18 protein-coding genes and 1 pseudogene are annotated in these 24,946 nt (G+C 40.6%); 5 read left to right on the plus strand and 14 right to left on the minus strand.

Annotated features, from left to right (window positions below):
- Positions 1-325: 325 nt before the first annotated feature.
- Complete coding sequence (locus ACMZOO_RS08320; protein ID WP_440906221.1) at positions 326-631, plus strand: transcriptional regulator; 306 nt, start codon at positions 326-328, stop codon at positions 629-631.
- A gap of 127 nt (positions 632-758) precedes the next feature.
- A pseudogene (locus ACMZOO_RS08325) lies at positions 759-1,181 on the plus strand (HipA domain-containing protein); the annotation flags it as partial.
- Positions 1,182-1,431: 250 nt separating this feature from the next.
- Here ACMZOO_RS08325 and ACMZOO_RS08330 read toward each other — a convergent pair.
- The 3 genes from ACMZOO_RS08330 to ACMZOO_RS08340 all read right to left on the minus strand — a co-directional run bounded on the left by ACMZOO_RS08330 (position 1,432) and on the right by ACMZOO_RS08340 (position 3,266).
- Positions 1,432-1,743, minus strand: coding sequence for a type II toxin-antitoxin system RelE/ParE family toxin (locus tag ACMZOO_RS08330; RefSeq protein ID WP_440906222.1), 312 nt, complete (start codon positions 1,741-1,743; stop codon positions 1,432-1,434).
- Positions 1,743-1,982 carry a hypothetical protein gene (locus tag ACMZOO_RS08335; RefSeq protein ID WP_440906223.1) on the minus strand — a complete coding sequence of 80 codons (240 nt, stop codon included), beginning with the start codon at positions 1,980-1,982 and terminating at the stop codon, positions 1,743-1,745. The genes ACMZOO_RS08330 and ACMZOO_RS08335 overlap by 1 nt, the downstream gene beginning before the upstream one ends.
- Positions 1,983-2,396: 414 nt before the next feature.
- Positions 2,397-3,266, minus strand: coding sequence for a YicC/YloC family endoribonuclease (locus tag ACMZOO_RS08340; protein ID WP_440906224.1), 870 nt, complete (start codon positions 3,264-3,266; stop codon positions 2,397-2,399).
- A gap of 181 nt (positions 3,267-3,447) precedes the next feature.
- Between ACMZOO_RS08340 and ACMZOO_RS08345 the strand changes: the two genes are divergently transcribed.
- Positions 3,448-3,936 carry an FKBP-type peptidyl-prolyl cis-trans isomerase gene (locus tag ACMZOO_RS08345; protein WP_440906225.1) on the plus strand — a complete coding sequence of 163 codons (489 nt, stop codon included), beginning with the start codon at positions 3,448-3,450 and terminating at the stop codon, positions 3,934-3,936.
- A 21-nt stretch (positions 3,937-3,957) separates the two neighbouring features.
- On the opposite strand, the gene ACMZOO_RS08350 is transcribed toward ACMZOO_RS08345, so the two are convergent.
- From ACMZOO_RS08350 to ACMZOO_RS08365, 4 genes are read right to left on the minus strand one after another with little or no spacing between them, the layout of a single operon-like run.
- On the minus strand, positions 3,958-4,728 hold the full coding sequence (locus tag ACMZOO_RS08350; RefSeq protein WP_440906226.1) for a phosphotransferase: 771 nt from the start codon (positions 4,726-4,728) through the stop codon (positions 3,958-3,960).
- Between the two features lie 14 nt (positions 4,729-4,742).
- A complete protein-coding gene (pnuC, locus tag ACMZOO_RS08355; protein ID WP_440906227.1) occupies positions 4,743-5,423 on the minus strand; it encodes a nicotinamide riboside transporter PnuC in 681 nt (226 codons plus the stop codon).
- Positions 5,416-5,676, minus strand: a complete 261-nt coding sequence (locus tag ACMZOO_RS08360; protein WP_440906228.1) for a hypothetical protein — start codon at positions 5,674-5,676, stop codon at positions 5,416-5,418. Before ACMZOO_RS08360 ends, pnuC begins: the two co-directional genes overlap by 8 nt.
- Positions 5,677-5,687: 11 nt before the next feature.
- Positions 5,688-7,787 (minus strand): TonB-dependent receptor, encoded by a 2,100-nt coding sequence (locus ACMZOO_RS08365; protein WP_440906229.1) that lies wholly within the window; start codon positions 7,785-7,787, stop codon positions 5,688-5,690.
- A gap of 235 nt (positions 7,788-8,022) precedes the next feature.
- Here ACMZOO_RS08365 and ACMZOO_RS08370 point away from each other — a divergent pair, with 235 nt between their 5' ends.
- Complete coding sequence (locus ACMZOO_RS08370) at positions 8,023-8,976, plus strand: SRPBCC family protein (protein WP_440906230.1); 954 nt, start codon at positions 8,023-8,025, stop codon at positions 8,974-8,976.
- Between the two features lie 22 nt (positions 8,977-8,998).
- On the opposite strand, the gene ACMZOO_RS08375 is transcribed toward ACMZOO_RS08370, so the two are convergent.
- The 7 genes from ACMZOO_RS08375 to ACMZOO_RS08405 all read right to left on the minus strand — a co-directional run bounded on the left by ACMZOO_RS08375 (position 8,999) and on the right by ACMZOO_RS08405 (position 17,348).
- Complete coding sequence (locus tag ACMZOO_RS08375) at positions 8,999-10,681, minus strand: hypothetical protein (RefSeq protein ID WP_440906231.1); 1,683 nt, start codon at positions 10,679-10,681, stop codon at positions 8,999-9,001.
- Between the two features lie 22 nt (positions 10,682-10,703).
- The gene (locus ACMZOO_RS08380) at positions 10,704-12,092 is read right to left on the minus strand and encodes an alkaline phosphatase family protein (RefSeq protein WP_440906232.1); all 1,389 of its coding nucleotides are present in this window, start codon (positions 12,090-12,092) and stop codon (positions 10,704-10,706) included.
- A gap of 232 nt (positions 12,093-12,324) precedes the next feature.
- A complete protein-coding gene (gene eboE / locus ACMZOO_RS08385) occupies positions 12,325-13,560 on the minus strand; it encodes a metabolite traffic protein EboE (RefSeq protein WP_440906233.1) in 1,236 nt (411 codons plus the stop codon).
- Between the two features lie 16 nt (positions 13,561-13,576).
- A complete protein-coding gene (locus ACMZOO_RS08390; RefSeq protein WP_440906234.1) occupies positions 13,577-14,470 on the minus strand; it encodes a TatD family hydrolase in 894 nt (297 codons plus the stop codon).
- Positions 14,471-14,473: 3 nt separating this feature from the next.
- Positions 14,474-15,265, minus strand: a complete 792-nt coding sequence (locus ACMZOO_RS08395) for an EboA domain-containing protein (RefSeq protein ID WP_440906235.1) — start codon at positions 15,263-15,265, stop codon at positions 14,474-14,476.
- A gap of 12 nt (positions 15,266-15,277) precedes the next feature.
- The gene (locus ACMZOO_RS08400) at positions 15,278-16,174 is read right to left on the minus strand and encodes a UbiA family prenyltransferase (RefSeq protein WP_440906236.1); all 897 of its coding nucleotides are present in this window, start codon (positions 16,172-16,174) and stop codon (positions 15,278-15,280) included.
- Position 16,175: 1 nt separating this feature from the next.
- Positions 16,176-17,348, minus strand: coding sequence for a 3-dehydroquinate synthase (locus ACMZOO_RS08405; protein ID WP_440906237.1), 1,173 nt, complete (start codon positions 17,346-17,348; stop codon positions 16,176-16,178).
- A gap of 775 nt (positions 17,349-18,123) precedes the next feature.
- Between ACMZOO_RS08405 and ACMZOO_RS08410 the strand changes: the two genes are divergently transcribed.
- On the plus strand, positions 18,124-24,939 hold the full coding sequence (locus ACMZOO_RS08410) for a starch-binding protein (RefSeq protein WP_440906239.1): 6,816 nt from the start codon (positions 18,124-18,126) through the stop codon (positions 24,937-24,939).
- The last annotated feature ends 7 nt before the right edge of the window (positions 24,940-24,946 follow it).

The raw sequence follows: 24,946 nt of genomic DNA on the forward strand, positions 1-24,946 counted from the left end.
TTTTATTCTTGCCGCCTACCATCTCAACGGCAAATCCACATCAAACAAAAACAGCTTAACCGACTGTTCTACAACCAGCGACAATTGTGCGGAATATTATTAAATACTGACTCAATTATAGTGGCATCAAGCTTACCTGAATATTTGCAAAAATCGCGACGAAAACCTTCAACCAAATCAAAATATGGGATATTAATCCCAAAATACCCGTTAAAATAGGAACATAGCACCACATTTTACGTGTTAGAGTTGGTCGAACTTCAAAGTTGGACTATATTCCCATTAATGACTTAATAATGGGAATATAGTCCCTTTGGTTGGTGATATGGCTAAGCGTGATTTACACAATGTACTATTTCCAAAACAGCGCAAAATCCTGACTCTTTTTGGTGAAGACTTGCTGTTGGCGATGAAGCGACGTGGTTTTACAAAAAAGCTGCTGTGTGAACGTACTGGCTTTGATCATAAAACTGTGAACAAAGTCTTCGCAGGTGATCCAGGCGTTGCTATAGGCACTTACTTAAAAGTTATGCCCGTACTTGGCATGGAAAGCAACTTTGCAGAAATGGCCGCTCATGATGAAGTTGGTATCAAGCTGCAAAATATAAAATTGCTGGCAGGTTCAAGATGAGCCGTGAAATCGTCGAAGTCTATGCCGACAGGCAGTCAATCAAAGCGCCTTTGCTAATAGGGCTGCTTTCTTACAGCGATTCAAGCCGAGGTGGTGTGTTTAGTTTTGCCTTCGATAAAGCATTTTTAACGATAACCATGATGTGGGGGCGTGGGTGGTGGTCTGTTATGAATTGGCTCTGTCGGCAGGCGTTAATATGTTTCCAAGTGAAATTAGGCGGTTTTCCTCTGGGCATCATACCTTTTTAACAAAACGATTTGACCGCGAAGGCGAAAAGCGGCTGTATTTTTCATCGGCCATGACACAGCTGCGCTATTTTGGAAACGAAAAGTATGATGGTGAAGAATCTCAAGGTGCCAGCTACCTAGAGATTGCTGAATTTATTTCCAATTGTGGTGCACAAACCGAAGTAGATTTAGCACAGCTATGGCGTCGTATCGTATTTAATATTGCAGTGTCGAACACGGATGATCACCTGCGTAACCATGGCTTTTTATTAACGAAGAATGGTTGGAAGTTATCACCCGCTTATGATTTAAACCCGATAGTGGTTTTGAATCGGAAACACTATGGCTATCTCAAGCTGTGATGGCTGAACTTTACGATAAAGATGTGCGTACTATTAATGAGCATTTAATCAACATCTATAATGAGGGTGAATTTGCACAAAATGCAACTATCCGGAAATTCCGGATAGTTCGATTAGAACTTTAAATTTTCACCTAAATGACATCATTTGAGGTTGCACAAATAACAACATAACAAACTTTGGCGTTTATAGTTCTAGCTAATACTAAAGGCTATAAATCACTGTAGCGTGTGTATTGGCTTGTGTTAGTGATTGCAAGCACAATAATCTGGTTTTGTACTTCATCAACTTTAAAATACGCGCAATAGTGTGTATGTTCTGGAAAAACAAATTTTCTGATATATCTTTTGTAAACAGGGTGTTTGAAAGGGAAATTTGGCAATGAGCCTGTTAAGGTATGAAATAAATCCAATACAAAATTATCAGCGATTACTAAACTCTGGCTATCTTCATAAATATAATTTTGTATATCAATTAAATCTTGTTTTGCTTCAAGCGCAAAAATAACTTTGTACTGAGGCATTAATTAGATGTTTTAATACGTGTTCTAGCTTCAGCTAAAACGTCACTGATAAGATTATCATCAGCTTCAAAATATTGCCCTTGTTTAACTTGTTCTTCAGCGCGTGCTAATTTGCGATCAAGTACCCTTTCAAAAACAGCCGTTTGAATTAATTGCTCTGCTTCTACTTCAGAAGAGACAGATCCAGTTTTAATTTGATCATCAATAAATGTATTTAATGACTGTGTTAATGCACTCATAATAAAACCTTAAAAATTAACACTTCTATTCTATTAGTTTATCCTAAAAGTCAATAGATTAAAACTTGAACAAATTAAATGTATGTTTTTTGAGCTAAATACGCGACAGAATTAAAGTAAACTTATTTAATTTGAGCTTTATTTAACACCCTTCCTTGAATCACAAGATGATTACCAGATAACCCACTTTTCCTTCACGAATAATTTTCGTCAAAGAGGAGTCACTAATTTTTACTTTTATATCGAAACCTTACATTAAGAATGATGGCAGATTTTTCAAAAATGGCAGTTGACTAAAATATAGCCTAAATCTGCCATCAATTTGTTCGAATACTATGGTGTTTGATGGATGATCGTGAAACAGTGATTTTTATACCCCTATGATTTATTTAAAAATTAAAACTTCCTGAAACATCACTCAATATTTTGTATTTGTTCCCTCATCTGCTCAATCAACACCTTAACCTCAACCGCGGCATTGGTTACTTCGGTATTAATTGACTTCGATGCTAACGTATTCGCTTCGCGGTTAAATTCTTGCATCATAAAATCTAAGCGGCGGCCGCAGGCGCCACCTTTTTTCAGTATTTTGTCGCGGCTTTCTTTAATGTGCGAGTCTAAACGGTCAAGTTCTTCGGCTACATCTACACGCTGCGCAAGCATAATCAATTCTTGCTCTACGCGGCTTTCGTCAACTTGCTCTTTTAATTCCGCTAAACGTGTGGTTAAACGCTCGCGTTGCCAAATTAATACTTGTGGCATTTGCTCGCGCACTATTGCAACTTGGCTTGCAATACCTTCTAAACGCTGCTCGATTAATGCTTTTAAGTTTTCGCCTTCGCTGGCTCGCGCGGCTAAAAAGTCTTTAATGGTTAAATCGAACTCAGCTAGCAATTGGGCTTGTTGCTCATCTAAGTCTTGCTCTTCAGCTTGCATCACTCCCGGCCAACGCATTAGGTCTACTGGGTTAATCACAGCATTGTTGAGCTGAGCTTGTATTTTTAGTGCATGGTGACAAAGCTGCTCAACTAAGTTTTGATTAATGGTTAGGTTGCCCGTGCTTTTGTCTGTGTCGGTTATGCGTAAGTTTATTTCAACTTTACCGCGCTGCATGGCTTTGCGAATTTTTTCACGCAGTACCGACTCTAATCCTCTAAATTGTTCTGGCAATCGAAAATAGGTTTCTAAGTATCTTTGGTTTACTGAGCGGATTTCCCATGCAAATGTGCCCCACTCTGTTTTTTGCTCGCGACGAGCAAAAGCCGTCATACTGTGAATTGCCATTGAGGTTAGATCTCCAAAAAAGATAAAAATTGAATAATAGCTAAGGCGTTTACTATAGCATATTCAATGTCTTCTACATGTAGTTGTTTTTGATCGCAAATCAACCTACAGCGTAAAATTGTCATTCTTTACATACCTGCTATGATTCGCGGTAATTTTCAATTCAAATTCGAGATAACAAATGCAAGTTACCAAAGATACAGTGGTGCAATTTCACTACAGCTTAACTGATGAAAGTGGCAAACAATTAGAATCAAACATGAATGCCGATCCTATTGCTTATTTGCATGGCCATAACAACATGATGAAAGGTGTTGAAGCAGCTTTAGAAGGCAAAGCGGTTGGTGAAGAATTTTCAGTAACTTTACCAGCTAGCGAAACTTATGGTGAACGCAATGAGTCAGAACAAGCGATTCAACGTGTGCCGGCTAAACATTTAATGGGCGCTAAAGTTTGGAAACCAGGCATGATTGCTGTTGTGAATACTGAGCAGGGTCAACGCCAAGTCACTGTGGTTAAAGCTGGTCGTTTTATGGTGACGGTTGATACAAATCATCCACTAGCTGGTAAAACTTTAACTTTTGATTTAAAAATAACAGATGTTCGTGCAGCTACTGCAGAAGAGTTAGCACACGGTCATGCACACGGTGTTGGTGGACATCACCACTAATTGCTAATTTGCAAAGTTGGCTTAAGCCAGCTTTGCAAACCAAAGTTTATTTAAATATTCAAATACCTGAATATATCGCAACAACAAGGCTTGGTTAATACTACTTTGACTATGCTTTTGGTATTCATCTACTAGCTGTTTTTGCTCAGTAACATTTAATTGATTTATACAAATGCTCGCAGCTAAATCATATTCAGCGCTTGCCATACGGGCATATTCCCAATCAACCAAATAAGTTTTATCACGCGTTTTTAATATATTGTCGCGCGATATATCACCATGGCAAAACACTTGGTTTGTGCATTCATTATCTAGCAGCTGCGCAAGTTCTAGTAGAGTTTTATCCAGTTTGTCGGCTGGGGCTAGCGCTTGAATATCCGCAGCAAGCCGCTGCGGGATAATATTTTGTTGGAGGCTTTGCACCAGTTGGCTATCAATGCTGTGGGTAAGTGCTAGGTGGGTATGTGCTAAAAGCAAGGCGATATCTTGAATACATGCTTGCTTATCCGCTTGCACATATTCAATCACCAACAATTTTTGCTGAGCATTTTGCAATAAACACTTAGGCGTTAACATCGCTTTTTCGGCAATGCATCTTGCATGTTGTTCATGCTGAATATGCGCAACATCTTTATTGTTTAGTGATTTAACAAACAAGCTTTGTTGCTGATTACTGCTGTTTAACACCAGCAGCTTAAAACATTGATTGCTATAACCTTTGTTTATTGACTCAATATTTAGTATTGAACCAAAGTTTTGTTGGATAAGCAGTTGCTGAGTGCGTGATAACATAACCTACAATAAATCTAACTAACTTGCTGTTCTAGGTAACCTGCTTGCTGCTGTTGTTGGTAAAGCGTGCGCCATTGCCAATACGCCCAAGCAGCTAATACTGTGTAGCCAGCAAACAATAACATGGTTAAATTAAGTGATTTTTCGCTGTATATGTACAAACCAGCAATATCAATCACCACCCAGTACAGCCAAGTTTCAAGCAGTCGAATAGCAATTAGGTAGGTTGCGTATACACTAAATACAGTGGTGAATGTGTCTAAATAGGCAAAATCAGCTTGGGTGTAATTTTCCATTACGTAACCCAAAACCAAAGACACAAGCGACAGAGCGCTTATCATCTTCAAATGACGAAATAACGGCCACGACACTATAGGCGCAACATCATTAGGATGTTCATCTTGTATAACCGGTGTACCTTCATCGTCATCCAATGAAATAGCGATTTGCCGCCATTGCAACCAACCATACACAGCCATTGCTATGTAATAAACTTGCAAGGCGCTGTCCATAAATAGGTTTACATTTAAAAAGATATAACAATATAAACCACTGGCAATAAAAGCCGCAGGCCAACACCAAATGTTGCTTTTTCCGGCTAATATCACATAGGCTAAACTGGCTATCACTGCAATCAGTTCTAGCCAGTTCATTGCTAATATTTCATTGGTTATTGAGCTGATTATCTCACTCATCAATATGCGACCTGTCGCCCATTATGTATTTACACACAAATACCGCTTTACCAATTTCTTGATAAACACGTTCCATTTCAAGGGTTAAACAGTTCATCACTTGGTGATATTCACCAAATACTTGCGAACTCATACCATTGGTTTTTATCCGAATATCTGGGTATTGACGAATACGTTTAATAAAATCCCAAATTTGCTCTTCGTACTCTTGCTGGGCAAGTGGGTACAAACTAATTTCAACTGATAATTCCATTAGGCTTTTCCTTAAAACGATAATTCAGCAGTTACACCAAAACGACGCGGCTCAGCATATTGATACCAATTTTTAGCTGTATATTCGTCACGCGGATCATTACCAAAATAGAAACCTTGAATTGGATAAGTTTTGTCTAATAAGTTTCGTGCCCATAATTTAAATAACCAATCGCCTGCTTGGTAGTTTATGGCAGCATTCACCACATGGGTTTTATCCGAGCGAGTTTCGGTATCGTCTGAAAAATAAAAGTCGTCTTTGCCTTCAACTTCGGCACTGAACCACAAATCACTTGATACTGTATGCACAAAGCCTGCTAAATAGGTATAGCTTGGTGCTTGCGATAATTCACGCGTATCAATAACAATTTCAGATTCATCGTCATTCAAACGCTGGCGCTCAAAGGTTGCTTTTAACCAACCAAAACTTGCATAAATGCTCGTATCGTCTGTTATTAAATAATCTAATTCAAATTCGATACCTTGTGAATAACCAGTGTCCGCGTTAGAAATTAACGGGGTAAAACCATCACCAGCATCATTGCGTTCGTCCACTATATAGCGCGTAAGCTGTACATCTTTTCTATCCATATAAAAAGCCGTTACCGCATACGACAAACCATCTAATTGATATTTATAGCCAAGCTCATAGTTAGTTAAATATTCTGGTTTAAAAAAGCGCTGCTCTTCAGGGAAATCACCATCTATATTACCACCACCAGCCATATAGCCACGATTTACAGACGCATAATAATAGGCTGAATCACTAGGTTTGTATCCAACTACGAATTTACCACCAAACATATTATAGGTTTTACTTACGTCGACACCGACATTATTTGCATAACTAAAATCATGCGCTTCGTATCTAGCACCAAGGCTAAGTTGCCAGTTTTCACCAATACGGCTGTCTAACTGAGCGAATATTGCTCGCTTATTGTTGTCAAACTCTGAAGTGAAATTTTCAGCTAACCATGTTGATTCACGGATCAAATCGTCCGATGCGTTTTGCGCATATATACCGGCAACCCATTCAGTCGAGTTACTAAAAATACGGCCTTGATCATTTGAGTTTAATCTCAATTCAATTGATTGATTAGATTTGTCATGTAAATAATTATCTGTTGATGAATATTCCCAACCTGGTGCAATTCCAACATAAGACCAGTCTTCATCGTAACCATAAGCCGTATCACTTTCGACCAAACTTGCTATGGCACTAAGTTTAATACCTGTGGTTAATTGATAACCCAAGTTACTACTAATGCTAGAAGATTTTTGTGTATCTCGGCCAGGCTGGTCAGATAAAGTATTACGATTATTGTCTAAGCTAAACGCATCGTAACCATTGTCGATATCAATGTGTGACAGAGTTAAATCCCATAACACGTCATCCTGATTATCATAGCGTAATTTACCGCGTAAACTCAGTTCGTTACGATCATTGGTATCACGTCTATCTAAATAGACATTTTCCATAAAACCATCGGAGAAATGACGGTAAGCCGCAACTCTATATAACCAATTGTTAGTTAATCCATTCGAATAGGCTATGCCGATATCTTGGCTATTATAATTGGCCATTCCAAGTTTAAGTTGACCTGATTGATAAGTCGTTGGTTCATTAGATTTTATGTATATCAAACCAGCTAGTGCGTTTGCACCAAAGCGTGTACCTTGTGGACCTCGGTAAATTTCAACTTGTTTAGTATCAAACAAAGTGGCAGCGCCGCCCATAGGACTATAGTCGACATCATCAAGATATAAACCAACAGGGAAGTTAGTTGGAGCGTCATATTCCGAGCTTGCACCTAAACCACGAATTTGTACAAAGCGTGCACGGTTGCTACCACCATTAAAATTAATATTAGGAGCAACATTTAATATTTCTTCCAAGTGGTTTGCCGCTCGTTGCTCAATGGTTTCGCCGCCCATTACCGAGACAGATACAGGAGATGTGTGCAGGCTCGCAGTACGAAAACCGCCTTGGATCTGTATAACTTCTATTTCTTGTTCTTGCTCTGTTTGTTGAGCGTGTAAAGATGGTATTTGGCTAGCAACTAAACCAGTAGTAATAAATGCTTTGGCTAGTGGAGAAAATGTAAATTTCATTTAATTCTCAAATATTGATGCAAGTGAAGATACGCACGTAAGCCAATAAGAGAATAGCAGTCCTTTCACCATCCCTATTCAGCATTACCTGCACAGGTTCTAAGGGTTTTTCTCAGTTGAAGTTTAAAAACCTCAACACCCCTTGGTTGCGGCGCAGTTTAACAAACATTCATTAAACAATCATACAAACTTGACTATACTCAAAGCTAAATTTTGCAAAATTGTAGGGATGCTTATGTTTTCTATACCTTTTACCGTTGAAAAATCAATTGAGATCAACAAACCGGTCAAGCAAGTTTTTAATTTTGTCGCTGATTTTGCCAATTGGAGCTGTTGGTCCCCATGGTTAATTCAAGAGCCAGATTGCCCAATAACACGCCAAGGAGAAGCGGCAAGCCTTGGTCATGCACAAGCTTGGGATGGTAAACAAATTGGTAAAGGGGAAATTAAAATATCTGCACTGCAACAAGATGCATATTTAAATTACGACTTAACTTTTTATGCCCCGTGGAAAAGCCAGTCAACCACACAATTTGTTTTTGAACCGATTACCTTAGCCTCAGGCGAAGCTGGCTGCAAACTAACTTGGCTGATGCAAGGCAGTTTGCCGATATTTATGTTTTTCTGGAAAAAACTAATGTCGGCATTAGTTGGCAGTGACTACGAGCGTGGTTTAAAAATGCTCAAAGAACAGCTAGAAACAGGCGCTGTTAGCTCTAAAGTATCAATCGACGGTATACAGCAACAACAAGCTTTTTATAGTTATGGTTATCGGGTGAAAGGCTCAACTGAAACCGTATCTGCCGATGTAGGCCCTGTTTTTCAAAAACTCTGTAGTGCGGGTTTTCCACAAGCTGATTTAGTGATCACCCAAGTTGAAAAGTTTGATTTTGTTAAGAAACACAGCCAGCTAATTGTCGCTATGGCCTACCACAACAAACCCGACTTTAATTTTCCAGCTGATGTAGTTGAAACCTATATCCCAGAGCATAATGCATTGGCAGTTACCCATACAGGCAGTTATTTGCACCTCGCCAATGGTTGGGCAACTTTAATGGGCTATTTGCAAAACCGTAGCAACAAGCTCAAAGCGAACAAAAAAATTCCTGAATACGAAGTGTATTTAAACTCACCCGCAGAGGTTGCTGAAAGTGAGCTTAAAACCGTGATTTATGCGCCGGTGAAGTAACCACAGTTAGCGCAAATTATAGCTAAAGAGCTAACTTTAAATACGGTACTACATCGCTCATTTCGCTAGAACATGGCATATTAACCAAGCTGTTTTTGTTTCTGTCTTGCAGCAAAACAGCTTGTTTATTGGCACATTGCTGCTGTGCATACTGATATGCTTGTATGCCGTCTGCATATATATCTATGCCCGCAATAAAGCGAATTTCCATTGTTTGCTGAAACTGCTGGCAACCTCGAATTGGCAAAGATTCAATATAGTCATTGTAGGTGCTATAACTGACACTGCCGTTACAATGCATTCGCATCAAATTCGCGATTGATTTCGCGCCCCAATATTTGCGTGTTGCGTCAGGGTAATCGCTTGATACCAGCGCGTTAACCTTAGTTTGCCTAAACAACTCAATAACAGCTTGTTGATTGCCCAAGTTTGGCTGTTGGCTAAATACGCGCAATTTCGCTGCCAAATTGTCCGAGCCAGTTAGCTGAGTTAACACCTCAAAATAGTCTTCGTGGTTGTATGTTTTATCTGCGAGGTTTTTATTGAATATGCCGCGCCATAAGTCAAACAGAGATAGTTGGTTGTCGTGTGCTTGAAGCGCCAAATGACTCGCAAAAGCCATAACAGCACCACAAGAATAATAATTTCGATACAAACCCAATTCACTAGATTGCACTAAGGCTTCAGCACCTTTTTTTAATAAACACTCATTGGCATCATCTTCAAACAGCTGTCTAACTTGCTCTGAAGTTAACAAAGCAAAATGTTCCATCGCCAAATACGCAAAAGCATCAGCCCCACCTTCATGCATCCAAGCATGTTGGTGATCTGCAAACTTAAACATTTGCCCATTCCAAAAATGCGCAGCTTCATGGGCTAAAAACTCAAATAAAGCGTTGTACAAATCGTTATTTTCATCTTGCCAATTTTTACCAGTCAATGATAACTGCACTAAACCTTCGAGCGTACCACCACTGTAGTTAGCATAGTCACCTTGAGTTTGATCATAGTTAAAATAAACAATAGGTTTAAAGTTGAGTTTTTGGCCGGTTTTATCCGTGTAAAAATTAAATAATTTGGGGAAATTTTGTTGTGTTTGTTGCCACACCCAGTCAGGCATACCAGGGTCGACAATAGCTAACATATATTGGTTTTCAATGGGTTTAAGGCTGCCAACATAAATATAAGTGCCATCTTGCAGATTAGAATGCCAGACAGCTTGCTCAAAGTACGTTTTGCCTAAAAAAGTGATGTTTTGGTTCGCCGCATCAAAATGGAATACACTTTGCTGATCTGACGCCAAGCTTAGATGGTCTGTGTACAACATTACACTGCCATCTGTGTATTTAATGTTTTGCGTGTAGTCTTTTAGAATAAATTTGTAGTGCGATTTAAAAGTTAACTTGAGTGAATCAAACTTGCTACCGTCGACACGACGAATACCTAATACAGCCCCTTCTTTTTGCCAAACAAACTTAGCTTGATCGATTTGGTAAATTTGACTGCGATCAAAGTTACTGCGTCGCCTAAACTCAATAGATTCAACTGCAGATGGCAATTGATACTCAACTTGCCAACTATCAGCTTCTTGTAAATAAGTGATGTGAATGTGCAATTGCTGTTGTATTGTCGAAGCAAAAACCGCTTGCATCATAGTCAATAAATATAAGCCAAACAGCAACTTTAGCAGTCTGATTCCCTTCATTATTTTTAACCCTTGTATTAGTTTATTTGGTAATTAAAGCTTGTTTTATTAGCTGATTCACATCGGTTATTTGGTATTGCTGTTGGCCGATTTTTTGTTGCAACCACTCGGGCATAATCAAAATTGCCCCTTGGTTGGCATCATCGGTTATACGGCCGTGGCTGCCATTAACTAAACTTGCATCAAGTGGAATAACATCCATCAACATTCTAAAACCGAGCTTTTTCTTAAGGATGCGTTTAGCAACGGCCAATAGTGGAAATTTGATTTTTGGATCTATATACATTTCTACTGGGTCGTAGCCAGGTTTACGGTGAATATCGACAGTACGCGCATAATCTGGCGCTTTGTTATCATCTAACCAGAAGTAATAACTAAACCAAGCATTAGCTTGGCTAATAACAACCAAATCACCGCTGCGCTCATGCGCTAAGCCCATTTCGGCCTGTTGCTGTTTATCTAACACTTGTTCTATACCGTCAGTTTGTTCAAGCAAACTTTTAACTTCAGCGAGTAGGTTTTTGTCGTTTAGATAAACATGCGCACATTGGTGATCACTTACTGCAAATACTTGGCTCGCGCCGCAGTCGAGGTTTTCTTGCCCCGCGGTTTCGCGTACTTTTATCCAACCTTGTTTGCGCAATAAACGGTTAATGTGGACAACTTTGTCTACCTGAGTTATGCCGTATTCTGAAACAATTAAATAGTTGGGATTAAACTCAGCTAAACCCGCCATTAATTCGCCAATCACTTGGTCAATAGCCGCTATTTCTTTTTTAATGTCAGGATGATTAGGCCCCAATTTCTGTAAGCAATAATCTAAGTGCGGTAAATAGACGAGCTGTAAGTTAGGTTTATTCAGTTTAAATTCTTCCACTGCCGCTTGTGCTATCCAACGACTGGCACCTATGCCGGCTTTTGGCCCCCAAAAGTTAAAAAATGGGAATGTGCCTATGTTGCTTTCGATTTGTTGATGTAACCCTGTAGGCGTTGAATAACAGTCGAATATTTTGCCACCATCAGCTAAATAATGTGGGCGCGGGGTAATACTAGCATCCACATTGGCGTACATGTTGTACCACCAAAATAGTTTAGAAATTTTAAAGTTGGGCTGCTGAACTTTAAGTTGGTCGTACACTTTGTCGCCTTGGACTAATTGATTGGCTTGTTTCCAAAACATTACTTCGGCTAAGTCTTTAAAATACCAGCCATTGCCAACTATGCCATGCTCGCTTGGTTGTTTGCCGGTTAACATACAAGCTTGTGAGGTTGTAGTCACGGCTGGAAATTGCACATGCAGTGGCTGTGCTGCGTAGCCTTGTTTTAGTAGCTTGTTTAGGTTCGGTGTATGTTCGCCCAACATATATGGGCTTAGGGCGACTACGTTTAATACAATTAGTGGGGCTGTCATGTATGTTTTTTCCAATTTATTTATCTATTTATCAACCCATTGGTTCGTGCTTTACAAAAGACTCAGGGCACTAACTACACCCAGACTCGCCGTAAATATATCCCTATAGGCTCCGCGATAGCATCCATGCTATCGAGGGTCTGCTTAGTAGTTAGAACCCTAAGTCTAAGATCTTGCGTCGTGAGCCGTGAGCCGTGAGCCGTGAGCAAAAATGCTAGATCAATAATCCAGCTTATTTTAATAAACCAAGCCGCTGCATTTGTTGTTGTAAAAACTCCAGCTCTTGAGTTAAACCTACAATTAAATCACCGCTCGACAATGTGTTGTCTTCAACAAAATTCAGCCAAGTGTAGGTTTCAACCTCTAATTTAGGTTTAAGCTGCGGGTGTGTTTGTAAAAAATTTAATGTTGCTATAATCGCCTGCTGGGTTGTAGCTATTTCAATGGTTTCCGACAGCGCTATTGTTTGCAGATGAATCGGCACATGGTAGTGAATGCGACATTCTAGTTTAGCTGCTGTATTTAAATGATCCGCTTGCGCTTGTTTAAGTGCAGCCAAAGACAAATCATCTATCACCGATAACTCGCCGTCAGCTTGTTTAACTTTGCATTGATGCAAAAACTTCTTATCGGCAAAAACGCTTATGAGTTTTTCAGCCATGCCTTCCACTGATAAATCCGCACTAATCGCATTAGATACTTGCACTTTAACCAGTTGAATACCCGCTTGGGTAATTTGTGTCAGCGAGCTTTGAATATCCTCAAACAATACAGCTTGATGGCAAGTGTCGTAACAACAGCCCAAATAACGTAATACAGTTTCAGCAGCAATATTTTGCAGCTTAGCTAGCGGTAATAATTGTTCGGTGAAAAACTCAACGAGATCAGATGTTTTTTCAAATACACAGTCTGGTTCCATTTCCAAACCAATTTGAATGCACTTACCAGTTTGTTGTTCAAGCTTTTGCAGCATACAAACCAAACGCAATAAGTTCTGCATGGCTAAATAATTCAGCCCATCATTCCACTCTGCTTTATATGCCAAAGGCAGGGTTGAAATAGCACCAACTTGTTCTGTTTCAGGTAAACACTCAGCCAAAATACAGGCTAGTTTATAGGTATAATCAAGTCTTTGTTCACTCGCCCAAGTGGGTTGATAAACAGATTGTTTCACAACAGCTTGATGAAAATCGCCAAACGGAAAACCATTTAAACTGGTTAACTGTAATTGCTGCTCAGCTAATGTGCGTTTAAATTCAGCTAGCTTTTGCGGATTTATAATCAGCTCATCAGCGGCTTTAGCGGATAACCATAAACCACTACTGATAACCGGCCAACCAAGTTGCTCGCGCACTTGGCTAATATAGTTTTCAATATTAGTTTGCACCTGCGCGGCAGTCTCGCCCGGATGCACATTACTGCAATAGGCGAGATCGCTGGCTCGCCAGCTGGCTTGGGTGAATGACATTATTTAACTGCTCGAGTTATTTGTTGAGATCTTGCTCAACCACAGGCTCTTGCCCGCGAGTTACCCTGTTGTCATTAAAAGTTTTGGTTTGATCTATCGCAGTTTTGCGCACCATATCTAATGAAATACGCCCACTTTGTGCAAAAAAGTTAATTGGATTTTTAAAAGTAACTAACTCAACTTCAGTCTCAGAAAAACCAGACTCCAACATAGCTTGCGCTGTTTTTGGTACTTTAAGTGGATCACTAATGCCCCAGTCTGCTGCGCTGTTTACTATCATTTTATCTAGGCCATATTGTTGCAACAAAGCAACCATACGCGGCTCTGACATTTTAGTATTTGGGTAAATACTGTGTCCGCGCCAGCAACCGGTTTCTAATACTAAAGGTAAAGTTTGTTCGTTTAAGTGGTCAACCAATACCATTTCTTCGTTAATGCCACTTTCTTTAATCACATCTAACGTGCGTTTGGTACCGTTTACTTTGTCGCGGTGCGGGGTATGAATTAACACAGGTAAATTAAGCGACTTAGCTAACTCTAGCTGTTCAGATAAAAATCTATCTTCTTCTGGCGTCATATCGTCGTAACCAATTTCGCCTACACCCACAACATTATCTTTTTGGCAGTAACGCGGTAATAACTTCATTACCCCTTCGGCGAGTTCAACGTCATTCGCTTCTTTCGGATTTAACCCCATAGTACAAAAATGCATGATGCCAAATTGCGACGCTCGAAAATGCTCCCAGCCAATTAGCGTATCAAAATAATCCACAAACGAGCCTAACTGAGTGCGCGGTTGACCTAACCAAAACGCAGGCTCAATTACGCCAACAATACCTGCAGCAGCCATATTTTGATAATCGTCAGTTGTACGTGAAAGCATATGAATGTGTGGGTCAAAATACTGCATTTGTTATCCTTTAATTTGCGCGAGTAACTCGGGTTTATGTTTAGCGAGTAATTGTGTTATTTGTTGTTTATGCCCTGCGTCTTTTTGGTAAAAATGCTGGGTATAACGTTCTAATTCAACTTGATGCTGGTCATTCAAATTATGCAATTGGATGGCTAACCAAATGGACGCTGGTGGCGTCCTATCTGCCAACGCCTGCTCAATCACATAAGCAAAACACATATTAGATAATTCGGCATTTTGCCTTGTGTTTAGATTAGTTGCTGAACTGATATCCAAGCCCATAAATAAGGCTTTTAGAACCATTTGATTAAAGTTTAGTTCCGGAAAAAATTCGGCTGGATACGGGTTTTGCAGTGCAAGCGCGCTAAATTCGACAGTCGCATTACAACGGCCTGCTTTGATTGCAGTTGCCAAGGCTTGGCCATTTGGGTCAATAAAATTTAAGCCTTTGAGCAAAGCTGTTTTTTCGCTTTGGTCACCAAACTGGTAATAGCTCTTAACTAAATAAGCAATGTCAGGGCAAGTTTGCGCAACTTGTACTAATAACAACAAACGTATGGTTTCAGCAAAATCGAAATGAGCAAATCGAGCGACTAACTCGTCTGTTCCATTAAAAGACTGATCTGGCACTGAGCGCTTAACCCCAGCCGATATAGTTAATAATTCATCAATTTGTTTTTGTGGATCAGCCTCAACTAATTTTTGTTTAGCAGATAATAACCAATCAATTTGTGCTGTCGATAAATGTTGGTCAACCCATTGTTGCAGTTGGACAATTTGTTGTGATTGCATGTTAACCACCCATTAGGTCATATAAAGTTTTTGCGCTAAAAAGCGGCATGGCAACAGTAAAACCAGCAACATAAGTGCAATTGCATAATGCCCTGCCATAGCTACAAGCATAGCATCAAATGGGATGACTGCGATTATCATCCATTTAATCGTCAATTGAATTTGTTTGGGCGTAAAGTTAGTGGTTAACAAGACAAAACGCTGCAATAAAAATAACGCTGCAACTGTTAATAACAACCATGAAACTAAGCTTGACCAACCGGATAATTGAAATACCGACCAGTGTAAATAAACCAGTGGCAAATAGGCTAAAGCCAATAATAGCTCAACCACCAGCAAGGTGTTTTTATTGCTTGCATGGGTTTCTTGTTTACTTAAAAAAGTCACAGCGCTGATATAAAAGAAGATGGGGCTAGCAATTAACAGCGCAAAGAAAATATCAAGTTGCGCAGTGGTAACAGTGACAAAACTTGCTCCCAACAACCAGTTAAACAAACGGCAACTGGCCATAGTAAAGGCCCCTAACAACCCTTGTTTAAATACGCCGTTATATAAAACTATGCTTAAAGTTAAACACACGCCTAACACTAAACTGGTTAAATTGTTTGGGTTAAATAAATAACAAGCGCCTAGCGCTATACAAAACAATACGGCCACCAGCATTTGCGCTGAGGCTAAGCTAATTTGCCCACTTGGCAGCGGGCGAAACGGTCGCTCTTGCGCGTCTTCTGAAAAATCTAAACAATCGTTTAGCGCCATGCCCGCATAATAAAAACACATGCTAGCAATAACCAAATACAACAATTGCCAAGTCAACTGCCCACCACTAACAATAGCAGCCGCCGCAACAATATTTGTTATCGCAGTGATGCCATTTGGCGCACGAATTAACTGTAAATATGCTTTCAAATTATGCGACTTCCGTCCAATTTAGGTATTCTTGCAACTGCAACGCCTGAATCGCATCTTGCATCACAGCAATATCAATTTCTCTAGCTTCAAAACCACAACCAATTTGTGATAACAAAGTAATACACAAGCGGCCACCTAAATGCTCTTTAAACTCATTTAATGCTTGTTTTACATCGAGTTGATAAATAGCTGGGTGAGTTAATTCAAACCCGAGCGTTTCTAACAGAATTAAAATTTGTGCAAGTTCGTTTTGTTGAATATAACCCATCAAGTGTGAATAAATACTATCCAGCGCGATACCTATAGCGACGGCTTCACCATGGCGTAAACTGTTGTTGGAAATTTCTTCTAATTTATGCGCTGACCAATGGCCAAAATCAAGTGGACGCGCCGAGCCAAATTCAAATGCATCACCACTGGTCGCGATATGGTGCAAATGCCACTGAGCACCTTTATAAATCATGCTTTCCATCGCAGTTTGCTCAAATTTAGCCAGAGCATCTTTGTCGCTATATAACTCGTAGAAAAAGGCGCGATCTTTAATCAAAGCAACTTTAATCGCTTCAGCTATGCCAGCACGTTTGTCGCGTGCTTCTAAGGTATCAAGCAAATCATGATCGTTAATCACAGCAAATGGCGGGACAAATGTGCCTAAATAATTTTTGCGTTTGTGGTAGTTAATGGCGTTTTTAACGCCAACTGCTGCATCGTTTTGTGCAAGCACTGTGGTTGGCATTCTAATTAAACGAATACCGCGATGCGCTGTTGCAGCTGCATAACCAACCGCGTCGATTACTGCACCACCACCAATAACTAAAATGTATGAATGTCGATCGATGGCAAATTTTTCGACCGCAGAATAAATTGTATCTAAAACTTGCGTATCGTTTTTACAAGCTTCACCACCAGCAATTTGAATGGCAGGTAAACAATTTAACCCGTGCTGCTGCATGTAGCTGTATATTTGTGAGATAAGTTGTGGTTGTTTCGCCACCACTTGGCCATCGATAACAGGGAGTATTTTCGGCTGCTCGTCTTGATTATCAATCAGCTCAGCTAATGCTGAATTATCCAATGCAAAACTATTGCGTAAAAACATCACTGGATATTGATACTGCACAGTAAAACTCTGCTGAATTATTTTATGCTGTGTTGGGTACAAATCTGCCATACAGACCCCGCTATCTAGTTTGTGGAACAATTTTGTGTGTGCAAGCGCGCCAAACAAATGTTAACGCAAGGTTAACTATACGGCTTTTTAGCTTGGATTAAAAACTTGTCAATGCTCTGCAACTTATGAATACGTATTCATAAAATTAGACTAATGAATACGTATGCAAAGAAAATTAGCGCATAAAACAACAATTTACACACAGACAACAACAAATCATATCCTTTTGATTTTAAAAGAAATAAAAACAAAAATATCGACATATGTCAATCGTAATAGCAAATTGACCACCTCAAAAAGCAAATTTCATACACGCTATTCAGCCAAGCCATAGAGTGCCAAAAAACGCCTTTTTCAGCCAAGTGTATATTCCAGTTGGACAATTCACTTAAACAAAAAAGATACATTTAGTTATAAATTTGATTTAGCAAAACGAGCAAGAACACGAACAAAATACGATTTAACTTAATGATTTATATAAAAATAACTCAATTCCAACACAACAGCTGTATACAGTTCAAAAAGACAGAACACACATAAGAGTAAATAAATTCACTTTGTCAACATGTAAACAACAGGTTAACCAGAACCCCAGTTCGAAGCTTTTTGTTACACTCTGGTTACATAGATCCAACTATTTTGCTGTGTTAATTTTTGTGATGAACAGTGCGCCTATTTGAACAAAAAGACGCTTTGTTCAGCTACGGACACCCACGGAAGATCCGAAGTCACGGCCCTAATACAAGGGAACTTACACATAAAATGAGGTGGATATATGCACACAACAAAGGATACTGGGCGAGTTAAACACGCCTTGCATTACTATCTGTTGCCAGTGTTAAGTGTTTCAGTTATGAGTTGTACACTCAGTTTTGAAACCCAAGCCGCGGTAACAGAAACATCCATTTGTTATGATAATAACAATGGTTACAACAACCCTAAAATTTATATGTGGAATTCAGCCCCAGCTGGAGCAATCGTAAATACTAACTGGCCAGGTCAAGATATGACCCAAGAGGGCAGTTTTTATTGTTACGATCCAGGCGTGGCGGTTAATTCACTAAACGTAATTTTTAATGACAACGGCAACCCACAAACTGCCGATTTAAACATGCCTGGCGCCACAACTTGTTATCAAAACAACCAATGGCAAACACTGGCCGATTGTGGATTGATTTCAGTTAATCAGCCACCGGTAGCCAATGCAGGCGCAGATGTTACGGTAAATTTAGGTGATTCAGTCATTTTAGATGGCAGTAACTCGAGTGACGCTGACGGGAATATTGTTAGTTACCAATGGGACAATGGTTCAACCGGTGTGTCTCCAACAACCACGTTTAACAGCGAAGGTACTTTTACTATCACCCTAACAGTAACGGATGATCAAGGTGCAACAGCCACCGACTCTGTGGTTGTGACTGTAATTGATACCAGCAACGCACCTACAGTCACGGCAAGTACCATCTGTTATGACAATGCCGCAAACTTTACCAATCCAACCGTATATTTATGGAATGGACAACCACAAGGTGCATTTGCCAATTTAGACTGGCCAGGCGAAGCATTAACAGCCACAGGTAATGTTTATTGTTACGACACAGAAGCTGATTTAACTTCAATCAGTGTTATTTTTAACGACAATGGTGCAAACCAAACGGCTGATTTAGCCGCAACTTGGCCAAATGTTTGTTATCAAAACAATCAATGGACTACATTGCAATCTTGTGGATTAAATGTCGGTACAGGGCCAGGGCCAGATCCTGTCTATAATTATCCACAAGGCAAAGCAATTTATTACATCAATAATAATAACTTTGCCGCACCAACCGCGCATACTTGGGATTTTGTGCCTGCTGCAAGTTGGCCAAATTCAAACTGGCCAGGTCATGCATTAGCAGAATTCGGTGGATTTAACGCATGGTTTTTAGATATTCCTGAAGATGTTGTTTCAGGCAAAGTTATCTTTACTGACAATGGCGCAAACCAAACAGCCGATTTAGATTTTACTGGCGATAACCTGTGTTACAACAATGGTGTTTGGATGACAGCGACAGCTTGTGGTATTCCAACTCAAGCATCAGCTGATGCAGGACCTGATAGAAAAGCCAATCAAAACAGCCAAATAGCTTTAACTGTGGTTGCTGGCAATGGCGATTTAGCCGCAACAACTTGGCAAAGTGATGCTTGGTCTGGTTCATTAATGGGCGAGTCTGTGGTCACACCTGAACTAACAGTTCAAGGTACATACACTGTGACTATGACTCTAGCTAGCGGTGAAACAGATACCTTTGCATTAGAAGTAGTTGCAGCAACTCAAGCATTGCCTGAGCGTCCACAATTACTTAAACCGCTTAACTTCCCACTGTCGGGCAGTGTTTCATCTGGTAACTATACCTATGAATCAGCATTCCCTGCATTAGATGGCTATTTTGCATCACCTGTGCATGTAACCAATGACGGGGTAAATGATCTTATCTACGTAGTAGACAAAAAAGGTACATTATCCGTTTTTGCCAATGACCCTAACGTAACGCAAGCACAAGTTACCACCCTATTGGATATCACAGGCGAAGTGCGCAACTACCACGAACAGGGTTTGTTATCAGTCGCTTTCCATCCAAATTTCGCGACAAACGGTTACGCCTATATTTTCTACATTGAAGGCGACAACGATAACGAAAGTGATAATGGCGTATTTGGCGATGCAGTGCTTGAGCGTATCACCTTAAACGATACAACCTTGCCAACAGCAGCCAGCGATAGAGTAGAAATTTTACGTATCCCTCAACCAGGGCCAGATCATAAAGGCGGTATGATGCAGTTTCATCCGTCGACTGGTGAATTTTTCTTAAGTATTGGTGACGGTGCTTATGGCGATACGGCGATCACGCCAACTCAGCCAGATCCGCGTACCAACAATAGCTCACAAGAAACGGATAACCTGCGCGGTTCATTTATCCGCATCATAATGCGTGATACACCAAATGCACAAGGCTTGTACTACGACATTCCAGCTGACAACCCATTTGTCAATGACCCGAATGTACGAGATGAAATTTGGTCTTACGGCCATCGTAACCCTTGGCGTTGGGCCTTTGATACTGTATTGCCTTACACCTTATGGGAAACTGAGATCGGCCAACAAGGTTTTGAAGAAGTAAACATTATTCAAGCGGGCAACAACTATGGTTGGCCTATCTGTGAAGGTAATACCCACAGAGGCAACGACGGTGGTGATGCTAACTTCAGCCGCGACTGTACTAATGATTTAACCGGCCCAACAGGTGGTTATGATCACAATACAGGTTCAGTTGCTATTATCGGTGGTTTTGTTTACCGCGGTAGCCAATTGCCGGGTTTAACCGGTCGCTTTATTTACGGCGATTATGTCAGTAAAAAAATCTGGTCTGCGACCGAAGGCGACACAGACGTATTAGTCAGTAATGCTTTCCCAAGTAATATTTCGTCATTCGGCACAGATGTTAGCGGTGAAGAAGTATTTATCAGCTCACATGGTGAAGAATACGGCGGTTTATCTTCTATCTACCGCATGGTTGATAGTGATGTGCAAGCGGCAGTTATTCCTGCAACCTTATCTGCAACAGGTTTATTTGCTGACTTAACAAACTTAACACCTGTACATGGTGTGATTGAGTACGATGTTAATTCTGACGGTTGGTTTGACGGTTTAATCACACGCCACTTTATTGCTGTACCAAATGGCGAAACCATTAACTTTGATGCCAATAACGTGTGGGATTTACCTGCAGGTTCAGTATTAGTTAAACACTTAGCACGCCCTATTAATGCGACTGATTCTGTGCCTTATCAAACCTCAGTATTGTTCCGCCAAAACTCTGGCAACTGGGCTGCGGCAAACTATTACTGGAATGCTCAAGCGACAGATGCTGATTTGGTCAACCAAGCATTTGAAGAAACGGTTGAACAATTCTACGACCAAGCGCCAAGCTTAGTCCAACACAGAGTGCGCTCTGGCGCTGAATGTTCGTCTTGTCACACAGGTACAGGTAGTAAAGATCCTATTTCAATTGATACAAAACAATTGAACAAAGATTTTGATTACCAAGGTGTAGTAGCTAATCAGCTAGACAGCTTTAATCAAGTCGGTATCTTTGATCAAAACATTGGTTTTGCAGCTAACTTAGCTGAATTACCAGATCCAACAGACACCAATAAATCGGTTGATGAGCGTGCTCGTGCATACTTAGATACTAACTGTTCTCACTGTCATGGTGGTGGTTTTATGGATATGAACTATGAAACTGACCTAAAAGATATGGAGATTATGAACATCAAGCGTGGTGCGGTTTACCGCATGTTACCGTTCGATCATTCAGCCAGTATTATCTACAACTACCAAACCGACGATGCTAACCGTATGCCGAAAGGCAGTTTAATTACTAATCCTTTAGCAAGCAAATTAATTGCAGATTGGATTGACGGTGTTGGCGCAAGCCAAACGGCAATGCAAGTAACAGCGACAAATAGCTCTGTAGGCATTGGCGCAAGTACAAGTGTTTCAGCCATGGCTTTATACGACAATGGTTTTGAAGTGGCACCAACTGCAGGTGTAACTTGGTCAAGCAGTGATACTTCGGTTGTGACTGTTTCTGGAACAAGCGGCCAAGCGACTGTACAAGGTGTGAACAGTGGCTCTGCGACTATTACGGCCAGCAGTGGTGGTTACAGTGGCAATATTGTTATTACTGTAGCAACAGGTCCTGATGCACCAACTGATTTAACCGCAGTAGCAGCATCAGACACTAGCATCAGCTTAAGCTGGACAGATGTCGCAACTGATGAAGTGAATTACCAAGTTAGCCGTGCAACCTCAGCAACAGGTCCTTTCACGCTAGTGTCAACGCTCGCTGCGAATACAACAGGCATGACAGACTCAGGTTTAGCACCTTCAACTTTATATTATTACCAAGTTGTGGCTAAAGGTGCATCGGTTGACTCTGCCGCTGCTAGTGCCAGCGCACAAACGCAAGATCCTGCACCAATTGATGGTTTAACTATAGTTGCACCAGCAACTGTGCAGTTAATTAGCGGCGAATCACGCCAATTAGTTGCAGTAGCAACAGCGGGTGACGAAACAGTTTCGGCAACATTAAGCTCAAGCTGGACAAGCGCAAATAGCAATATTGTATCTGTTTCTAACTCAGGTTTATTAAGTGCGGGTTCTACGGCGGGCGTTACTACTATCACAGTAACCAACCAAGGTATCAGCACAAATATTCAAGTTGAAAACTTAGGTGTTGCTCAATACATCTACTTCAATACACCTGCCAATTGGGCTAACCCAACAGCGTATATTTGGAACAATGAAATAACCACACGCCCAGCTGCTTGGCCTGGCTCTGCAATTACGCAAACTGCGGACAATTTAGGTGGAAAATGGCGTAAGGTTTTAGTGCCAGTTAACTGGGCAAATAGCAATGGGGATATCAATATTATCTTTAACAATGCAGGTGCAAACAAAACTGCAGACTTAACAGTAAATATTGCCAACCCAAGCTATTACGACCAAGGCTGGTTAGCACAAGCGCCAACAGGTGACGGTAGCGAAGCTGGTACGCAAATCCAAATTGGTAATGGTGTTATTACCTTATCAGGCAGTGCCGATTTAACTGGCAAATTATTCCCTGTTGGAACTGTTCTAGATGTAACAGCAAACCCTGCTGGTACAGGCTTAGAGTTTAAACAGTGGGAAGGCTCAGGTGCAGCATACTTAGTCGATGCTAAAGCTGAAAATACTCAAATTGTTATCGCTGATGCACTGTCCTTTACCCTACTTGCGGTATTTGGCCCTGCAACGGATGAACATTTAGTTGGCCGTAATTATTACAACAACCAAGGCTGTACTGGTTGTCATGGTGCAGATGGTACAGGTTCACCACAGCTGTTAGGTTTAAGCAGTCAATATACGTTAGCAGAATTGACCAGTTACATTGAAACTAATATGCCAATTGGTAATGCAAGCTTATGTACTGGTGAATGTGCAAGTTCTACAGCCGCTATGATTTTAGACGAAGCTTTCACTGCGCCATCGAATACTTGTAATTTGGATGATTTGGACGACGTAGTGCCACAAGACAGAAGTTATCGTTTATTGTCTACCTTGGAATACAACAACTCGGTACGTGACTTACTAGGTTTAACAACAGATATTGATGTAACCTCAGGTAATGTTCCGGCAGATATTCCAGCAAATGGCTTTAAAACCAATGCCAACACTGTCTTTACTAATGATTACGCTAAAGGTTATGTCTTAGCAGCTGAAGCAGCAGCGTCTATGGTGGCAGATATGTACAGCCTAACTTCTGGCTGTAACAATATTAGCTGTTTCTTAGATGATTTTGCTAAACGAGCATTTAGACGTCCATTAACTGCAACGGAAAAAACTTCATTGACGGGTGTGTACAACGACCAAGGTCAATTAGCGCTGTTAAGCACTATTTTATCATCACCTGCTATGTTGTATCGCTCGGAAGTAGGTGAAGTAAATACCGACGGTTATTTCGAACTAACTGATTACGAAGTCGCGACTTTACTAGCATATACCTACTGGGCAACCACGCCTGATAGTTGGTTGATGAGTAAAGCAGATAACGGCGAACTGAGCACTTCAACTCAAATTGCGTCAACCCTAGCAATCATGCTGCAAGACGCTAAAGCTGAAATAGCCTTTGAACGCTTTATTGCAGGTTGGTTGAACTTGGATAGAGAAATAAAAACCTCAGATTTATCTGCTAGCTTAAAAGCCGATATGCGCCAAGAAACCATTGAGTTTGTTAAACGCATCGTCTTTGGTGGTGGTGAATACTCTGAGCTTTTAACTGCTAAATACAGCTATATGACAGAACAACTTGCTACGCACTACGGCTTCACATGGCCGGGTGGTACCGGTTGGCAACGCGTCGATTACGACCCAGCTGAAAGCAACGGCGAACGCGCTGGTGTTATGGGTCATGCAGGTATCTTAGCGATTCAATCTGCGTCAGAAAAAACCCATCCAGTTAAACGTGGTTTATTCGTGCGTAAAAACTTAATGTGTCAGGACTTCCCACCGCCACCAATTGGTGCCGAGTTAAAACCTCAAGAAGATCCAACACTAACAGTACGTGAACGTTTTGAACATGCTCATTTACAAGACGGTTGTGAGTCGTGTCACCAATTTATCGACGGCATAGGTTTTGGTTTAGAAAACTTTAATGCCTACGGTCAATACGTGACAACAGAAACAACCGATGCTGGTGAAATTAAACCCATTAACGCAGCGGGTTATATTGGTAGCTTGACCTCAGCTGAAACCTTCTTGTCCGCAAGTGAGCCAGTGGTTAACTATCAAGGTATGGACGAGTTAGCTCAGTTAGTGGTAGATAGCGACCACGGCAAATCGTGTTATGCACGTCAATGGTTTAGATATTCACGTGGTTTACACGAAGACTCTAACGATAACTGTACTTTACAAGCCTACGGCGACAACTTTAAGTCGTCTAGCAGTGCAAACTTGTTAGATTTAATGGTTGAATTTACTCAAACCAAAAACTTCACTCTGCGTAAATAATTGAGGT

Source organism: Catenovulum sp. SX2 (assembly GCF_052056295.1).
In the GTDB taxonomy this organism is placed as follows: domain Bacteria; phylum Pseudomonadota; class Gammaproteobacteria; order Enterobacterales; family Alteromonadaceae; genus Catenovulum.